This window comes from Microbacterium sp. 1262, assembly GCF_040544895.1.
Lineage (GTDB): Bacteria > Actinomycetota > Actinomycetes > Actinomycetales > Microbacteriaceae > Microbacterium > Microbacterium plantarum.
Genome location: NZ_JBEPKU010000001.1, coordinates 3,023,706 through 3,038,039, shown reverse-complemented (window position 1 = coordinate 3,038,039; position 14,334 = coordinate 3,023,706). Strand labels below are relative to the sequence as shown.

Sequence of the window (14,334 nt, the reverse complement as noted above, 5' to 3'; positions counted from 1 at the left end):
GATCACTTCGCCTTCTCGAGGACCTCGACCAGACGCCAGCGCTTGGTGGCGCTCAGCGGGCGAGTCTCGTTGATGAGGACGAGGTCGCCGATGCCGGCGGTGTTGGCCTCGTCGTGGGCCTTGACCTTCGACGTGCGGCGGATGACCTTGCCGTAGAGCGGGTGCTTCACGCGGTCCTCGACCTCGACGACGATCGTCTTGTCCATCTTGTCGCTCACGACGTAGCCGCGACGAGCCTTGCGGTAACCGCGGGCCTGCGGGTCGCGGACGTCGTGCTCGCCGTGCTCGTGGCCCTCGGCGACAGCCTCAGCGGCGTTCTTGTCGGTAGCCATTACTCGGTCTCTTCCTTCGCGGCCTCGGTGGCGTCATCCGCCTTCTTGGCCTTGGTCTTCTTCGCCTTCGGCGCCTCCGCGACGGGCGTGGCACGAATGCCGAGCTCGCGCTCGCGGATCACCGTGTAGAGCCGCGCGATGTCGCGCTTGACCGCACGGATGCGGCCGTGGCTCTCGAGCTGGCCGGTGGCCGACTGAAAGCGCAGGTTGAACAGCTCTTCCTTGGCCTTGCGCAGCTCCTCGACGAGGCGCTGGTCTTCGAACGTGTCGAGCTCGCTCGGGGCGAGCGTCTTGGTGCCGACAGCCATTACGCGTCGCCCTCCTCGCGCTTGATGATGCGTGCCTTCAGCGGCAGCTTGTGAATGGCACGGGTCAGGGCCTCGCGAGCGAGCTCCTCGTTGACTCCGGCGACCTCGAAGAGGACGCGACCCGGCTTGACGTTGGCGACCCACCACTCCGGCGAGCCCTTACCCGAACCCATGCGGGTCTCGGCGGGCTTCTTGGTGAGCGGACGGTCGGGGTAGACGTTGATCCACACCTTGCCGCCACGCTTGATGTGACGCGTCATGGCGATACGAGCGGACTCGATCTGACGGTTGGTCACGTAAGCGGGCGTGAGTGCCTGGATACCGAACTCGCCGAAGGAGACCTTCGTGCCGCCGGTGGCCTGGCCATCGCGCTTGGGGTGGTGCTGCTTGCGGTACTTGACCTTGCGGGGGATAAGCATCAGGCCGACGCTCCTTCTGCCACGGGGGCCTCGTTGCGGGGACCGCGACGGCGGTCACCGCGGTCGTCGCGACCGCGCGAGGTCTTCGGCGCGTTGGCCTGCTCGCGAGCGAGCTCCTTGGCCGTCAGGTCGCCCTTGTAGATCCAGACCTTCACGCCGATGCGGCCGAAGGTGGTCTTGGCCTCGTAGAAGCCGTAGTCGATGTTCGCGCGGAGCGTGTGCAGGGGCACGCGGCCCTCGCGGTAGAACTCCGAGCGGCTCATCTCCGCGCCGCCGAGGCGGCCCGAGACCTGGATCCGGATGCCCTTGGCACCGGCGCGCTGAGCGCCCTGCAGACCCTTGCGCATCGCGCGGCGGAAAGCCACACGAGCGGAGAGCTGCTCGGCGATGCCCTGCGCGACGAGCTGGGCGTCGGCCTCGGGGTTCTTGACCTCGAGGATGTTGAGCTGGATCTGCTTGCCGGTGAGCTTCTCGAGGTCGGCGCGGATGCGCTCGGCCTCGGCGCCACGACGACCGATCACGATGCCCGGGCGGGCGGTGTGGATGTCGACGCGGACGCGGTCACGGGTGCGCTCGATCTCGATGTTGCTGACGCCGGCGCGGTCGAGCGACGTGGTCAGCAGACGACGGATCTTGATGTCCTCGGCGACGTAGTCGGCGTAACGCTGGCCCGGCTTGGTCGAGTCCGAGAACCAACGCGACACGTGGTCCGTGGTGATGCCGAGGCGGAAGCCGTACGGGTTGACTTTCTGTCCCATTACTTGCTCGCCTTCTTGCTCGTACCGGCGGCCGCGGCATCCGCGTTCTCCGGCGTCGACAGCACGACCGTGATGTGGCTCGTGCGCTTCTTGATCTGGAAGGCGCGACCCTGGGCGCGGGGCTGGAAACGCTTGAGCGTCGTGCCCTCGTCGACGTACGCGTTCTTCACGTACAGGTCTGCATCGTCCAGGAACTCGTTGTCCTTATCGGCCTTGACGCGAGCGTTCGCGACGGCCGAGGCGACGAGCTTGTAAATCGGCTCGCTGGCGCTCTGCGGGGCGAACTTCAGGATGGCGAGTGCCTCCTGAGCCTGCTTGCCCTTGATGAGCGCGACGACACGACGAGCCTTCTGAGGGGTCACGCGGATGTGCTTCACGCGCGCGGTGGATTCCACCATGTCTCTCCTCCTCTGTCCTCTCTGGAACTGCCCCCGCGTCAGCGGCGGCGGCCCTTCTTGTCGTCCTTCACGTGGCCGCGGAAGGTGCGGGTGGGCGCGAATTCGCCCAGCTTGTGGCCGACCATGGTCTCGGACACGAACACGGGGATGTGCTTGCGTCCGTCGTGCACGGCGATCGTGTGGCCGAGCATGGCCGGGATGATCATCGAACGGCGCGACCAGGTCTTGATGACGTTCTTGGAGCCGGCTTCGTTCTGCGCGACCACCTTGCGAAGCAGGTGCTCGTCGACGAAGGGGCCCTTCTTCAGGCTGCGAGGCATCTTCCTCTACTCCTACTTGCGCTTCTTGCCGGCGTTGCGACGGCGGACGATGTACTTGTCGCTCTCCTTGTTGGGGTGGCGGGTGCGACCCTCAGCCTGACCCCAGGGAGTGACGGGGTGACGTCCACCGGACGTCTTGCCCTCACCACCACCGTGCGGGTGGTCGACCGGGTTCATGGCGACACCACGAACCGTCGGGCGAACGCCCTTCCAGCGCTTGCGGCCGGCCTTGCCCCAGTTGATGTTCGACTGCTCGGCGTTGCCGACCTCGCCGATGGTCGCGCGGCAGCGCGCATCGACGTTGCGGATCTCGCCCGAGGGCAGACGCAGCTGGGCGTAGGGGCCGTCCTTCGCGACCAGACGCACGCTGGCGCCGGCCGAGCGAGCCATCTTCGCGCCGCCGCCGGGACGGAGCTCGATGGCGTGGATGACCGTACCGGTCGGGATGTTGCGCAGCGGCAGGTTGTTGCCGGGCTTGATGTCGGCGCCGGCACCCGACTCGACGATGTCGCCCTGCTGGAGCTTGTTCGGGGCGATGATGTAGCGCTTCTCGCCGTCGAAGTAGTGCAGCAGCGCGATGCGCGCGGTGCGGTTGGGGTCGTACTCGATGTGAGCGACCTTGGCGTTGACGCCGTCCTTGTCGTTGCGACGGAAGTCGATCACGCGGTACTGGCGCTTGTGGCCACCACCGATGTGACGCGTCGTGATGCGGCCCTGGTTGTTACGGCCACCGGTCTTGGCGATCGGGCGGAGGAGCGACTTCTCGGGCGTCGATCGGGTGATCTCGGCGAAGTCGGCCACCGACGAACCGCGGCGACCCGGGGTCGTGGGCTTGTACTTGCGAATAGCCATGTTCGTTGTCCTCTATCCCGACCGTCAGCCGACTGCCGTGAAGATGTCGATGGTGCCCGACTTCAGGGTGACGATGGCGCGCTTGGTGTCCTTGCGCTTGCCGGTGCCGAAGCGGGTGCGACGGGACTTGCCCGCGCGGTTGAGCGTGTTGACCGCTGCGACCTTGACGCCGAAGATCTTCTCGATCGCGAGCTTGATCTCGGTCTTCGACGCACGGGGGTCCACGAGGAACGTGTACTTGCCCTCGTCGATGAGCCCGTAGCTCTTCTCGGAGACGACCGGCTTCAGGATGATGTCGCGCGGGTCCTTGTTGACGGCGGTCATGCCGAGACCTCCTCGGTGGCGCCAGCCTTGGACGCGACGAACGCGTCGTAGGCGGCCTTGGTGAAGACGAGGTCGTCCGAGACGAGCACGTCGTAGGCGTTGAGCTGGTCGAACGTCAGCACGTGGACGTACGCGAGGTTGCGCACGCTCTTGACGGTGATCTCGTCACCGCGCTCGATGACCACGAGGACGTTCTTCGTGGCGCCGAGGCCGGTCAGAACCGCCGCAGCAGCCTTGGTCGAGGGCGCGCCCTCGACACCGAACGAGTCGACGATGTGCAGACGCTGGCCGCGAGCACGGTCGCTGAGCGCTCCGAGGAGTGCGGCGGCGACCATCTTCTTGGGGGTGCGCTGCGAGTAGTTGCGCGGCTTGGGGCCGTGCACAATGCCACCACCGGTCATGTGCGGCGCGCGGATCGAGCCCTGACGGGCGTTACCCGTGCCCTTCTGCTTGAAGGGCTTGCGGCCGGCGCCCGAGACCTCACCGCGACGCTTGGTCGAGTGGGTGCCCTGGCGAGCCGCCGCGAGCTGCGCGACGACGACCTGGTGGATGAGGGGAACGTTGGTCTTGACGTCGAAGAGCGCGGCGGGCAGCTCCACGGAGCCTGCCTTCTTGCCGGAGGCGCTCCGGACGTCGAGCGCGAGAGTCGAGTCAGCCATGATCAGGCACCCTTCACAGCGTTGCGGACGTAGACGATGCGGCCGCGTGCACCGGGGACGGCGCCCTTGACGAGCAGCAGACCCTTCTCGGCGTCGACGGCGTGCACCGTGAGGTTGAGGACGGTCACGCGCTCGCCACCCATGCGGCCGGCCATGCGCATGCCCTTGAAGACGCGGCTGGGCGTCGACGAGGCACCGATGGAACCGGGCTTGCGGTGGTTGCGGTGCGCACCGTGCGAGGCCGAGACGCCCTTGAAGTTGTGGCGCTTCATGACACCCGCGGTGCCCTTGCCCTTGCTGGTGCCGACGACGTCGACCAGCTGGCCGGCCTCGAACGTGTCACCGGCGGTGAGCTCCTGACCGAGTGAGTAGTCAGCGGCATCCGCCGTGCGCACCTCGGTGAGGTGGCGACGGGGGGTCACGCCGGCGGCCTCGAAGTGGGCCGTGAGGGGCTTGTTGACCTTGCGGGGGTCGATCTGGCCGGCAGCGATCTGGACGGCCGAGTAGCCGTCCTTCTCGGGCGTACGGACCTGGGTGACCACGTTCGGCGCGATCTCGATGACCGTGACGGGGACGAGCTTGCCCTGCTCGTTCCAGACCTGGGTCATGCCGAGCTTGGTGCCGAGGAGGCCCTTGGAAACCTTGGAGTTGATGTCAGCCATGTCGAACCTCAGAGCTTGATCTCGATGTTGACGTCGGCCGGGAGGTCGAGTCGCATGAGCGAGTCGACAGCCTTGGGCGTCGGGTCGACGATGTCGATCAGACGCTTGTGGGTGCGCATCTCGAAGTGCTCGCGGCTGTCCTTGTACTTGTGGGGCGACCGGATGACGCACACGACGTTCTTCTCGGTCGGCAGCGGCACGGGTCCGACGACAGTCGCGCCCGCACGGGTCACGGTGTCGACGATCTTGCGTGCCGAGGTGTCGATGACCTCGTGGTCGTACGACTTCAGGCGAATGCGGATCTTCTGTCCCGCCATTTGTCTGCTCACTCTCTTTATCGCGTCTTACGTCTCGCTGGTCGCGAGCGCATTGGACGCCCGGTGGCGCGGTCTGCGCCGGGCACTTCTCACCGCCGGGGCGGTGATGCTGCACCACTGTTCTGATGTCAAACCCGCGGGTCTCCCTGCGGTTCCGCACCGTGCGCGCACGCGCGCATCCTGTCTCCAGGTCGGTGTGGGGTTCGATGTTCATCTGCCCGCGGCCTAGGACTCTGCGCTTCGCGCCGCCTATGCACTGTCGTGACAGTGATCCGGGATGCTGGGCACCCGTCGGAATGTGGAACCTGAATAGTCTACGTGCCGCCCGGGCGTGTCGCAAACCCGGGCGTGTCGCGATATCCGCCCTGCGTCCCGCGCCGCGGCGGCGGGCCGCCGAGCACGCACCCTCCCCGCGAACACGCACCTTCTATGGTGCACCCTCGCGGCGACGGTGCGTCCTCGGAGCGACGGATCGCGCTCAACGCAGGAGACCGTGGGCGCGGAGGAACGCGGCGAACGTCGGGCGGGATGCCAGGCGCTCCCAGCCCCAGCGCACCGGGGTCCAGCCGGTCGCCGCGACGACGCGGCTCTCGCGCTCGCGCTGGGCGCGCAACACGTCGCGGGGCGAGCGTCCGGCCGTCAACGCCGGGTCGAGGTACTTGCCGTCGCCGTCGAACTCACCGAACCTCCGCAGCCGAGGCCACGCGAAGTCGAGGAACGCCCACTGCCCATCGCCGATCGCGACGGGATGCTGGAGCACCGGTTCCGCAGCGCCCAGCTGCAGCATCCACAGCCGGCTGATGCTCTCGCCCGGCAGCTGTGCCCGCCCGTCGGCGATCGAGGCGACGAACCGCGCACTGCGGATGCCGCGGGCACCGGGCGCCTGCTCGATGCGAGCAGTCACATCGGCGACGAGCGCTGCGGCGGCGGCGGGGTCGTAGGCGCCGTTGCCGCGCCACGCCGCCGCTCGCAGCGCCGCGTCCATCGCTGCCGTCGCGGTCTCGGCATTCTCGGCGCAGAGCACGTCGAACAGCGTGCGCGCGAGGTTCGTCGCCTGCAACGCACCGATGCGCGAGACGTCGGCGTCCGCGACCTCGTGCCGGTGGCGCACGACGTCGCTGCGACTCGGCGCGGGCGCCGGACCGAGCTCGAGCGTATGCACCCGGGAAACGTCGCCTCGGTGGACCGGCAGTCCGTGCAGCGCGGCCGCCGTCGTGTGCGAGAAGACCGGCTCGCGGGTCGCGACAGCGGCGAGGGCGTGCGCGCGCAGCCGCATCCGCTCCTCCGGTCGCGCGGCCGCCCAGCGCGCCGCCGCGACGTAGACGCCCCGCCGGACGCGCACGAGCTCTCCGTCACCGACGGCCCGTTCGAGCGTGGACGTCTCGCCGCGACGGCGCGCATCGCGCCGGAAGATGAGGTCAGCGTATTCGGTCACTCCCCCACGATGCCGCCCGCGCCGCCCCCGCATCCGCGCCCCCCCTGCTCCCCGTGCGCACTCCCGCCCCCGCCCGTCCTGGGGAGGAACCACCGCCCCGAACGCGAGAACGCACCGACCCCGCGACCACGCACCATTCACGGTGCGCTCGCGGAGGCGGTGCGTTCTCGGCGCTCGGCCTACTGGTTGCCGATGTTCTTGTCGACGTTCTCGCGGACCTCATCGACCTTGCCATGGTGCTGCTCCGGGACGACCTTCTTCACGGCATCCGCCGCACCCTTGAGGAACTTGTCGCTGACCTCCTCGGCCTTCTCGCTCTTGAGTGCTTCCTCGATCTTGTCGCGGTTCTGTTCGAACATCTGCTTGCCCTTGTTGATGATGTCGTCGACGCCCATGATCGTCCTTTCGTCGGGTCGGTATCCCGCTATGAGAGCGCGTGGCGGCACACCACGTCAACAGCTTGCGGAAACGACGAAACCCCCCGGACCCGAAGGTCCGAGGGGTTCCGCGAAGGAAGTCGCGAGACTTACTTGATGATCTTGGTCACCGTGCCGGCGCCGACGGTGCGGCCACCCTCACGGATCGCGAAGCCGAGGCCCTCTTCCATGGCGATCGGCTGGATGAGCTCGACCGACATGTCGGTGGTGTCACCGGGCATGACCATCTCGGTGCCCTCGGGCAGCGAGATGACGCCGGTGACGTCCGTGGTGCGGAAGTAGAACTGCGGGCGGTAGTTCGTGTAGAAGGGGTTGTGACGGCCACCCTCCTCCTTCGAGAGGATGTAGGCAGTGCCCTCGAAGTTGGTGTGCGGGGTAACCGAACCCGGCTTCACGACGACCTGGCCACGCTCGACGTCGTCACGCTTGGTGCCGCGGAGGAGCAGACCACAGTTCTCGCCGGCCCAGGCCTCGTCGAGCTGCTTGTGGAACATCTCGATACCGGTGACCGTGGTCTTCTGCGTCGGGCGGATGCCGACGATCTCGACCTCGGAGTTGATGGCGAGGGTGCCGCGCTCGGCGCGGCCCGTGACGACGGTTCCACGACCGGTGATCGTGAAGACGTCCTCGACGGGCATGAGGAACGGCTTGTCCTTGTCACGCACCGGGTCGGGGATCGACTCGTCGACGGCGTCCATGAGCTCGACGATCGCGTTGACCCACTTCTCGTCGCCCTCGAGAGCCTTCAGGCCCGAGACGCGGACGACAGGAGCGTTGTCGCCGTCGAAGTCCTGCGACGACAGGAGCTCGCGAACCTCGAGCTCGACGAGCTCCAGGATCTCCTCGTCGTCGACCATGTCCGACTTGTTGAGCGCGACCAGCAGGTAGGGAACGCCGACCTGCTTGGCGAGCAGGACGTGCTCGCGGGTCTGAGCCATCGGGCCGTCGGTGGCGGCGACCACGAGGATCGCGCCGTCCATCTGAGCGGCACCGGTGATCATGTTCTTGATGTAGTCAGCGTGACCCGGGGCGTCGACGTGAGCGTAGTGACGCTTGGGGGTCTCGTACTCGACGTGCGAGATGTTGATCGTGATACCACGCTGACGCTCTTCGGGCGCCGAGTCGATGGACGCGAAGTCACGCTGCACGTTGGTGGCCGACGGGTACTTGTCGGCGAGCACCTTCGAGATCGCCGCGGTGAGCGTCGTCTTGCCGTGGTCGACGTGACCGATGGTTCCGATGTTGACGTGCGGCTTGGTCCGCTCGAACTTGGCCTTAGCCACTGGGTCCTCCTCAGGACTGTCGTTGTAGATCTCCGGGCGCTGGATTGCGACCGGTTCTCTACGGGGATGTTTTCACTCTAGTAGAGAGGTCGATATTCAGTTTGAGTGGATGCCGGGAGCCTGGGCCCCCGGCATCCCGAGGGCCTACTCGCCCTTGTTCTTCTGGACGATCTCGTCGGCCACCGCGCGCGGGACCTCGGAGTAGCTGTCGAACTCCATCGAGTAGACCGCGCGGCCCGAAGTCTTCGAGCGCAGGTCGCCGATGTAGCCGAACATCTCCGACAGGGGGACGAGAGCGCGGACGATCTTGATGCCCGAGCCGTCCTCCATCGACTGGATCTGGCCACGACGCGAGTTCAGGTCGCCGATGACGTCGCCCATGTACTCCTCGGGCGTACGCACCTCGACAGCCATCAGGGGCTCGAGGATGACCGGGTTGGCCTTGCGCAGCGCCTCCTTGAAGCCCATCGAGCCGGCGATCTTGAACGCCATCTCGGACGAGTCGACGTCGTGCGACGCGCCGTCGATGAGGATCGCCTTGACACCCACGATGGGGTAGCCGGCGAGCACGCCGACGTTCATCGCGTCCTGGAAGCCCTGGTTGGTCGGCTCGATGTACTCGCGCGGGATGCGGCCACCGGTGACCTTGTTCTCGAACTCGTACGTCTTGTCGGCCGTGACCTCGAGCGGCTCGATCGCGAACTGGATCTTCGCGAACTGACCCGAACCACCGGTCTGCTTCTTGTGGGTGTAGTCGTGACGCTCGACGGCCTTCTTGATCGTCTCGCGGTACGCGACCTGCGGCTTGCCGACGTTCGCCTCGACGCGGAACTCGCGCTTCATGCGGTCGACGAGGATGTCGAGGTGCAGCTCGCCCATGCCCTTGATGACGGTCTGACCCGTCTCGGGGTTGAGCTCGGTGCGGAACGTCGGGTCCTCTTCGGCGAGCTTCTGGATGGCGACACCCAGCTTCTCCTGGTCGGCCTTGGTCTTCGGCTCGATCGCGACCTCGATGACGGGCTCGGGGAACGTCATCGACTCGAGGACGACGGGCTCGGCCGGGTCGGCGAGGGTGTCACCGGTGGTGGTGTCCTTCAGGCCGATGACGGCGTAGATGTTACCCGCGGTGAGCGAGTCGACCGGGTTCTCCTTGTTGGCGTGCATCTGGAAGATCTTTCCGATGCGCTCCTTCTTGCCCTTGGTCGAGTTGATGACCTGCGCACCCGAGTCGAGGTGACCCGAGTAGACGCGGACGTAGGTGAGGCGACCGAAGAACGGGTGCACCGCGACCTTGAAGGCCAGCGCGGCGAACGGGTCGTTGGCGTCGGGGTGACGCTCGATGATCTTCTCTTCGTCCTTCGGGTCGTGCGCCTCGATGGCGGGCACGTCGAGGGGCGAGGGGAGGAAGTCCACGACCGCGTCGAGCATGGGCTGCACACCGCGGTTCTTGAACGCGGAGCCGCAGAGCACCGGGTACAGCTCGCCGGCGACGGTGAGCTTGCGGATGGCGCCCTTGATCTCGGCGACGCTGAGCTCCTCGCCACCGAAGAACTTCTCGAGCAGCGCGTCGTCGGACTCGGCGACGGTCTCGAGGAGGCGCTGACGGTACTCGGCGGCCTTGTCGGCGAGGTCGGCCGGGATCTCCTGGATCTCGTACTTCGCGCCCATGGTCACGTCACCCTTGGCGTCGCCGGGCCAGACCAGCGCGCGCATCTCGACGAGGTCGATGACGCCCACGAAGTCGTTCTCGGCGCCGATCGGGAGCTGCAGCACGAGCGGCTTGGCGCCCAGGCGGCTGACGATGGTGTCGACGGTGAAGTAGAAGTCGGCGCCCAGCTTGTCCATCTTGTTGACGAAGCAGATGCGCGGGACGTCGTACTTGTCGGCCTGACGCCAGACGGTCTCGGACTGGGGCTCGACGCCCTCCTTGCCGTCGAAGACCGCCACCGCGCCGTCGAGGACGCGCAGCGAACGCTCGACCTCGACCGTGAAGTCGACGTGGCCGGGGGTGTCGATGATGTTGATCTGGTTCTTGTTCCAGAAGCAGGTCACGGCGGCAGACGTGATCGTGATGCCGCGCTCCTTCTCCTGCTCCATCCAGTCGGTGGTCGAGGCGCCGTCGTGCGTCTCGCCGAGCTTGTGGTTGACGCCCGTGTAGAACAGGATGCGCTCGGTCGTCGTCGTCTTGCCGGCATCGATGTGCGCCATGATGCCGATATTGCGGACCTTGTTGAGGTCGGTGAGCACTTCTTGTGCCACGGGCTGTTCCTTACGTTTGGTCGGGAGCGCCGGCCGGGGAGGTTTCCCCGGCCGGCGCCGAGAAGCTGTTTACCAGCGGTAGTGCGCGAAGGCGCGGTTCGACTCGGCCATCTTGTGGGTGTCTTCGCGGCGCTTGACCGCGGCACCGAGGCCGTTCGAGGCGTCGAGGATCTCGTTCTGCAGGCGCTCGGTCATCGTCTTCTCACGACGGCCCTTGGCGTACGAGACGAGCCAGCGCAGCGCGAGCGTGTTCGCGCGGTGCGGCTTGACCTCGACGGGCACCTGGTAGGTCGAGCCACCGACGCGACGGCTCTTGACCTCGAGGGTCGGACGGACGTTGTCGAGCGCCTTCTTCAGCGTCGCGACGGCGTCCTGGCCGTTCTTGGCCTCGACACCCTTGAGGGCGGTGTAGACGATCGACTCGGCGATCGACTTCTTGCCGTCGACGAGGATCTTGTTGACGAGCTGCGTGACGATCGGAGCACCGTAGACCGGGTCGTTGACGACGACGCGGCGGGGTGCGGGTCCCTTACGAGGCATCTAACTCAACCCTTCTTCGCGCCGTAGCGGCTGCGAGCCTGCTTACGGTTCTTGACGGCCTGGGTGTCGAGCGCACCGCGGACGATCTTGTAGCGGACACCGGGGAGGTCCTTCACACGACCGCCGCGGACGAGCACGAGCGAGTGCTCCTGCAGGTTGTGGCCCTCGCCAGGGATGTAGGCGGTGACCTCGGTGCCGTTGCGGAGCTTGACACGAGCGACCTTGCGCATGGCCGAGTTCGGCTTCTTGGGCGTGGTCGTGTACACGCGGGTGCAGACACCCGCCTGCTGGGGGTTCGCCTTCAGAGCGGGCGCCTTGGTCTTGGTGACCTTCGGCGAGCGACCCTTGCGAACCAACTGCTGAATGGTTGGCACGTTCTCTCCTTGTAGTGCTGCACGGTGACAGCGTCGTGGTTTCACCACAGATCCACCGGCGCGTCACGAATGCTGCGTTTTCGAAGGGTGGATATGCCGTGGGGGCGTCCTGTTCGCAGAACGATCCCGATTCGCGTGCTCCGCTTCGACCTGATCATCGGACCGAGGCACGACGCAGGGCGCGCACGAGCGCACACCCGATCAATGATACGCCTCTCCGGCGAGGCGGGCAAACGCCGATGCGAGCCGGTGGTATCGGCGTCAGGCTCCGGGCCGCTCGATGCGCAGTTCGGCGTCGCCGAGGAGGAAGCGCTCGCCCGCCGGCGCGTCCGACCCGGGCTCGAGCTCGATCTCGGTGCCGAGGAAGTTCGTCAGCACGACGCCGTTCGTCGAGTGCAGGTCGGTGATGTGCCACAGCCCCGAGCGCAGTTCGAGACGGGCGTGCGTCTTGGAGACGGTGCGCGTGCGGTCCTCGATGGCCACGAGCTGGGCACGCGGGTAGGCGGGGTCAGGCGCGGGCTGACGCCCGACGATCGCGACGTCACCGGTGAGCGGCGCGATCTCCCCGTCGGGCAGCACCAACTGCCAGTACACCCGGCGCCGCGCCACGACGACGGTGTGGTCGATGTCGCCGTCGTCGGAGACCTCGGCGCGGCGCAGCTGGGCGGGGACCGCCGCTTCGGCCGTCCGCGGAGCCCCCGCCGCCGGAGCGCTCGCGACCGCGGAGACCTCGTCGGACAGCTCCGGGAACTCGTCGGGCGTGCGCGCGAAGGCGCGGCGGGCGATCGGCGTCGCCGAGACGGCATCCCAGGTGCGGCGACCCGCCCCGAAGCCGGACGCGGAGTCGGGGTCGGCGAACGACGGGACCACACCGGGACGATCGGATGCCGCCCGCGACGGGAACGGCGACGGCGAGATCGCCGAGACGTCGTCGATCTCGGACGGCCAGCGCGCGTCATCGGATCCGTCTTCGTCGGCGTCCGCGTCGCGGATGGCGGCATCCTCATCGGGCCGCGTCTCGACCTGCGGGGCGGGTTCGCGCAGGATCGGCTCGCGCGCCTCTCTCGGGGCCGGCTCCGAGAACGCGGGCCGGGCCCCGGGCTGCGCCGGGGCGTCGTCGGGCTGCTGCTCAGGAGAGGATGCGGCGGCGGGCTCGGCGGCCACGGGTTCCGGCTCGACCGGGTGAACGTCCGGTGCGGCCGGCTCGACGGCGGGCTCGGTCGCCGACCGGCTGCGATCGGGTGCCGGCGCGGAAACGTCGGGGGTGGACGCGGCGGGGGCGAACGGCGACGGCGGCGCCCACGGCGACGGCTGCAGGTCGGTCGGCGCATCCTCGCGCTCGGGCACGGCGGCCGCATCGGCCTCACCGCTGGAGGCGTGCGGCTCGGGGCTGAAGTGACGTGCCGACAGGGTCGGGCTCGCCAGCGTCGGCGGCGCCGCCGGCTCGGGAGAGCGGGCCGGGCGGAACTGCGCGTCGCGCTCCGGATCCGATTCGGACAGCGGCGGAGTGAAGACCCACGGCGGCGCCGTGACCTCGGCGGCCTGCTCGCCCCGCCAGCGGGCGGGACCGAGACCGAGGATGCTGGCCCACACGACGAAGAGCAGTGCGGCGAGCACCGTCATGCCGGGACCGGCGCCGAAGCCGCGGCCGATGCGGTGCGCCGCCATCACCAGCAGCACGTACACGGCGAGCGGCCCGAGCACCGGGACGAGGCCGATGAGGACGAGCCACGGGCTGAAGCCGCCGATGCGCAGCACCACCGCGATGTTCAGCAGCGGCACCCACCCCTGCCACGGCTCCTCGTCGGTCTTGCGGAAGAGCCCGGCCAGCGCTAGCGCCGTCCAGACATAGAGGACCGCACCCAGCACCGTCGAGAGGACGACGAGCAGGATGAGGAGCGATTCGTTGCCGGAGGTGGTCATCGCATCCCACGATAGGGCCCGCGACGCCCCGTCACCGCCGTCACGGTTCACCGCCGCGCTCCGCGCCGGGCTCGAAGGGCGCATCGAGCGACCGCGTGAGCTCGGCGAGCATCGCCTCGATCTGGGGCTCGACATGCTGCGCGACGGCGGCCTGCACGCGCAGCCGGTGGTGCAGCAGCACCGCGCAGACCTCGCGCCCGATCATGTTGGCGTAGTCGTCGGCGAGACCGACCTCCTGCCGCAGGGCGGCTTTCGCCTCGCTGCTGAGCGGCGGCAGTTCGGGCACGGCGTCGTCGGACTCCTGCGCGAGGCCGGAGATGGTGAAGAGGAACGGCGCCCCGGCCACCGGTTCCGGATCCAGCGGCAGACCGTCGAACTCGGGCTCGAGCCCTTCGGAGGGCCGGTACGTACGCGCGCGGTTGCGTGCGGCCTGCTGGTCGAGCTCGGCCTGCAGCATCGGCAGGTTGCGCGAGGTGTACTCGGCGACGGCGGCATCCACGATCGCCTTCATGCGTGTGGAGAGTCCGTGCTGCACGCCGTGCGGGACGTCCGACCCGAGACCCACCGCCGAGAGCACCGGCGAGCCGATGCAGCGACGGCAGGGAGCGACGCGCCCTCGGTGCGTCGCCGGCTGCCAGCGCGGCAGCCAGCGCAGCCAGGCATCCACCGCCTGGCTGACCTGGGTCTCGAGCGACCGCTCCACGGGCCTATTGTGACCGATCCGAGCCGGTCGG

Annotated in this window: 19 protein-coding genes; all 19 read right to left on the bottom strand. The window is 68.0% G+C overall.

Translation table 11 applies throughout. The features are described 5' to 3' along the window. Window positions 1-2 precede the first annotated feature (2 nt). The 19 genes from rpsQ to ABIC53_RS14450 all read right to left on the bottom strand — a co-directional run bounded on the left by rpsQ (window position 3) and on the right by ABIC53_RS14450 (window position 14,303). Window positions 3-332: a 30S ribosomal protein S17 gene (gene rpsQ, locus ABIC53_RS14540; RefSeq protein WP_023954049.1), complete on the bottom strand. Its 330-nt coding sequence runs from the start codon at window positions 330-332 to the stop codon at window positions 3-5. After that, window positions 332-640 (bottom strand): 50S ribosomal protein L29, encoded by a 309-nt coding sequence (gene rpmC / locus ABIC53_RS14535; RefSeq protein ID WP_023954048.1) that lies wholly within the window; start codon window positions 638-640, stop codon window positions 332-334. The genes rpsQ and rpmC overlap by 1 nt, the downstream gene beginning before the upstream one ends. Beyond that, a complete protein-coding gene (gene rplP / locus ABIC53_RS14530) occupies window positions 640-1,059 on the bottom strand; it encodes a 50S ribosomal protein L16 (protein ID WP_023954047.1) in 420 nt (139 codons plus the stop codon). Before rplP ends, rpmC begins: the two co-directional genes overlap by 1 nt. Beyond that, window positions 1,059-1,817, bottom strand: a complete 759-nt coding sequence (gene rpsC, locus ABIC53_RS14525; RefSeq protein WP_023954045.1) for a 30S ribosomal protein S3 — start codon at window positions 1,815-1,817, stop codon at window positions 1,059-1,061. The genes rplP and rpsC overlap by 1 nt, the downstream gene beginning before the upstream one ends. Further along, window positions 1,817-2,215 carry a 50S ribosomal protein L22 gene (gene rplV, locus ABIC53_RS14520; RefSeq protein WP_036304774.1) on the bottom strand — a complete coding sequence of 133 codons (399 nt, stop codon included), beginning with the start codon at window positions 2,213-2,215 and terminating at the stop codon, window positions 1,817-1,819. Before rplV ends, rpsC begins: the two co-directional genes overlap by 1 nt. Before the next feature lie 38 nt (window positions 2,216-2,253). Then, on the bottom strand, window positions 2,254-2,535 hold the full coding sequence (gene rpsS / locus ABIC53_RS14515) for a 30S ribosomal protein S19 (RefSeq protein WP_023954043.1): 282 nt from the start codon (window positions 2,533-2,535) through the stop codon (window positions 2,254-2,256). Window positions 2,536-2,547: 12 nt separating this feature from the next. Continuing rightward, on the bottom strand, window positions 2,548-3,387 hold the full coding sequence (gene rplB / locus ABIC53_RS14510) for a 50S ribosomal protein L2 (RefSeq protein ID WP_023954042.1): 840 nt from the start codon (window positions 3,385-3,387) through the stop codon (window positions 2,548-2,550). Between the two features lie 24 nt (window positions 3,388-3,411). Beyond that, window positions 3,412-3,711, bottom strand: a complete 300-nt coding sequence (rplW, locus tag ABIC53_RS14505) for a 50S ribosomal protein L23 (RefSeq protein ID WP_023954040.1) — start codon at window positions 3,709-3,711, stop codon at window positions 3,412-3,414. After that, window positions 3,708-4,370 (bottom strand): 50S ribosomal protein L4, encoded by a 663-nt coding sequence (gene rplD / locus ABIC53_RS14500; RefSeq protein ID WP_274179223.1) that lies wholly within the window; start codon window positions 4,368-4,370, stop codon window positions 3,708-3,710. Before rplD ends, rplW begins: the two co-directional genes overlap by 4 nt. A 2-nt stretch (window positions 4,371-4,372) precedes the next feature. Continuing rightward, window positions 4,373-5,032, bottom strand: a complete 660-nt coding sequence (gene rplC, locus ABIC53_RS14495; RefSeq protein WP_023954036.1) for a 50S ribosomal protein L3 — start codon at window positions 5,030-5,032, stop codon at window positions 4,373-4,375. An 8-nt stretch (window positions 5,033-5,040) separates the two neighbouring features. Next, the gene (rpsJ, locus tag ABIC53_RS14490) at window positions 5,041-5,349 is read right to left on the bottom strand and encodes a 30S ribosomal protein S10 (RefSeq protein ID WP_017201594.1); all 309 of its coding nucleotides are present in this window, start codon (window positions 5,347-5,349) and stop codon (window positions 5,041-5,043) included. A gap of 478 nt (window positions 5,350-5,827) precedes the next feature. Beyond that, on the bottom strand, window positions 5,828-6,784 hold the full coding sequence (locus ABIC53_RS14485; protein ID WP_354452011.1) for a hypothetical protein: 957 nt from the start codon (window positions 6,782-6,784) through the stop codon (window positions 5,828-5,830). 179 nt (window positions 6,785-6,963) lie between these two features. Continuing rightward, a complete protein-coding gene (locus tag ABIC53_RS14480) occupies window positions 6,964-7,179 on the bottom strand; it encodes an Rv0909 family putative TA system antitoxin (protein ID WP_282501556.1) in 216 nt (71 codons plus the stop codon). Window positions 7,180-7,310: 131 nt separating this feature from the next. After that, window positions 7,311-8,504, bottom strand: a complete 1,194-nt coding sequence (gene tuf, locus ABIC53_RS14475) for an elongation factor Tu (RefSeq protein ID WP_023954029.1) — start codon at window positions 8,502-8,504, stop codon at window positions 7,311-7,313. Between the two features lie 144 nt (window positions 8,505-8,648). Next, window positions 8,649-10,763 (bottom strand): elongation factor G, encoded by a 2,115-nt coding sequence (gene fusA, locus ABIC53_RS14470; RefSeq protein ID WP_112617787.1) that lies wholly within the window; start codon window positions 10,761-10,763, stop codon window positions 8,649-8,651. A 69-nt stretch (window positions 10,764-10,832) separates the two neighbouring features. Then, window positions 10,833-11,303, bottom strand: a complete 471-nt coding sequence (gene rpsG / locus ABIC53_RS14465; RefSeq protein ID WP_023954027.1) for a 30S ribosomal protein S7 — start codon at window positions 11,301-11,303, stop codon at window positions 10,833-10,835. Between the two features lie 5 nt (window positions 11,304-11,308). Then, window positions 11,309-11,677, bottom strand: a complete 369-nt coding sequence (rpsL, locus tag ABIC53_RS14460; protein ID WP_018187369.1) for a 30S ribosomal protein S12 — start codon at window positions 11,675-11,677, stop codon at window positions 11,309-11,311. A 261-nt stretch (window positions 11,678-11,938) separates the two neighbouring features. Next, entirely contained in the window at window positions 11,939-13,600 is a 1,662-nt protein-coding gene (locus ABIC53_RS14455; protein WP_354452008.1) for a DUF5684 domain-containing protein, read from the bottom strand. Between the two features lie 40 nt (window positions 13,601-13,640). Further along, window positions 13,641-14,303: a spermidine/putrescine ABC transporter substrate-binding protein gene (locus ABIC53_RS14450; protein ID WP_354452006.1), complete on the bottom strand. Its 663-nt coding sequence runs from the start codon at window positions 14,301-14,303 to the stop codon at window positions 13,641-13,643. Window positions 14,304-14,334: the final 31 nt, after the last annotated feature.

Coding starts and splice junctions, on each gene's coding strand:
- rplP (WP_023954047.1), bottom strand. CDS start 1,059: ATGCTTATCCCCCGCAAGGTCAAGTACCGCAAGCAGCACCACCCCAAG.
- rplB (WP_023954042.1), bottom strand. CDS start 3,387: ATGGCTATTCGCAAGTACAAGCCCACGACCCCGGGTCGCCGCGGTTCG.
- rplC (WP_023954036.1), bottom strand. CDS start 5,032: ATGGCTGACATCAACTCCAAGGTTTCCAAGGGCCTCCTCGGCACCAAG.
- rpsG (WP_023954027.1), bottom strand. CDS start 11,303: ATGCCTCGTAAGGGACCCGCACCCCGCCGCGTCGTCGTCAACGACCCG.
- rpsJ (WP_017201594.1), bottom strand. CDS start 5,349: ATGGCGGGACAGAAGATCCGCATTCGCCTGAAGTCGTACGACCACGAG.
- rpsQ (WP_023954049.1), bottom strand. CDS start 332: ATGGCTACCGACAAGAACGCCGCTGAGGCTGTCGCCGAGGGCCACGAG.
- rpsC (WP_023954045.1), bottom strand. CDS start 1,817: ATGGGACAGAAAGTCAACCCGTACGGCTTCCGCCTCGGCATCACCACG.
- rplD (WP_274179223.1), bottom strand. CDS start 4,370: ATGGCTGACTCGACTCTCGCGCTCGACGTCCGGAGCGCCTCCGGCAAG.
- rplV (WP_036304774.1), bottom strand. CDS start 2,215: ATGGTGGAATCCACCGCGCGCGTGAAGCACATCCGCGTGACCCCTCAG.
- rplW (WP_023954040.1), bottom strand. CDS start 3,711: ATGACCGCCGTCAACAAGGACCCGCGCGACATCATCCTGAAGCCGGTC.
- rpmC (WP_023954048.1), bottom strand. CDS start 640: ATGGCTGTCGGCACCAAGACGCTCGCCCCGAGCGAGCTCGACACGTTC.
- ABIC53_RS14480 (WP_282501556.1), bottom strand. CDS start 7,179: ATGGGCGTCGACGACATCATCAACAAGGGCAAGCAGATGTTCGAACAG.
- rpsS (WP_023954043.1), bottom strand. CDS start 2,535: ATGCCTCGCAGCCTGAAGAAGGGCCCCTTCGTCGACGAGCACCTGCTT.
- ABIC53_RS14455 (WP_354452008.1), bottom strand. CDS start 13,600: ATGACCACCTCCGGCAACGAATCGCTCCTCATCCTGCTCGTCGTCCTC.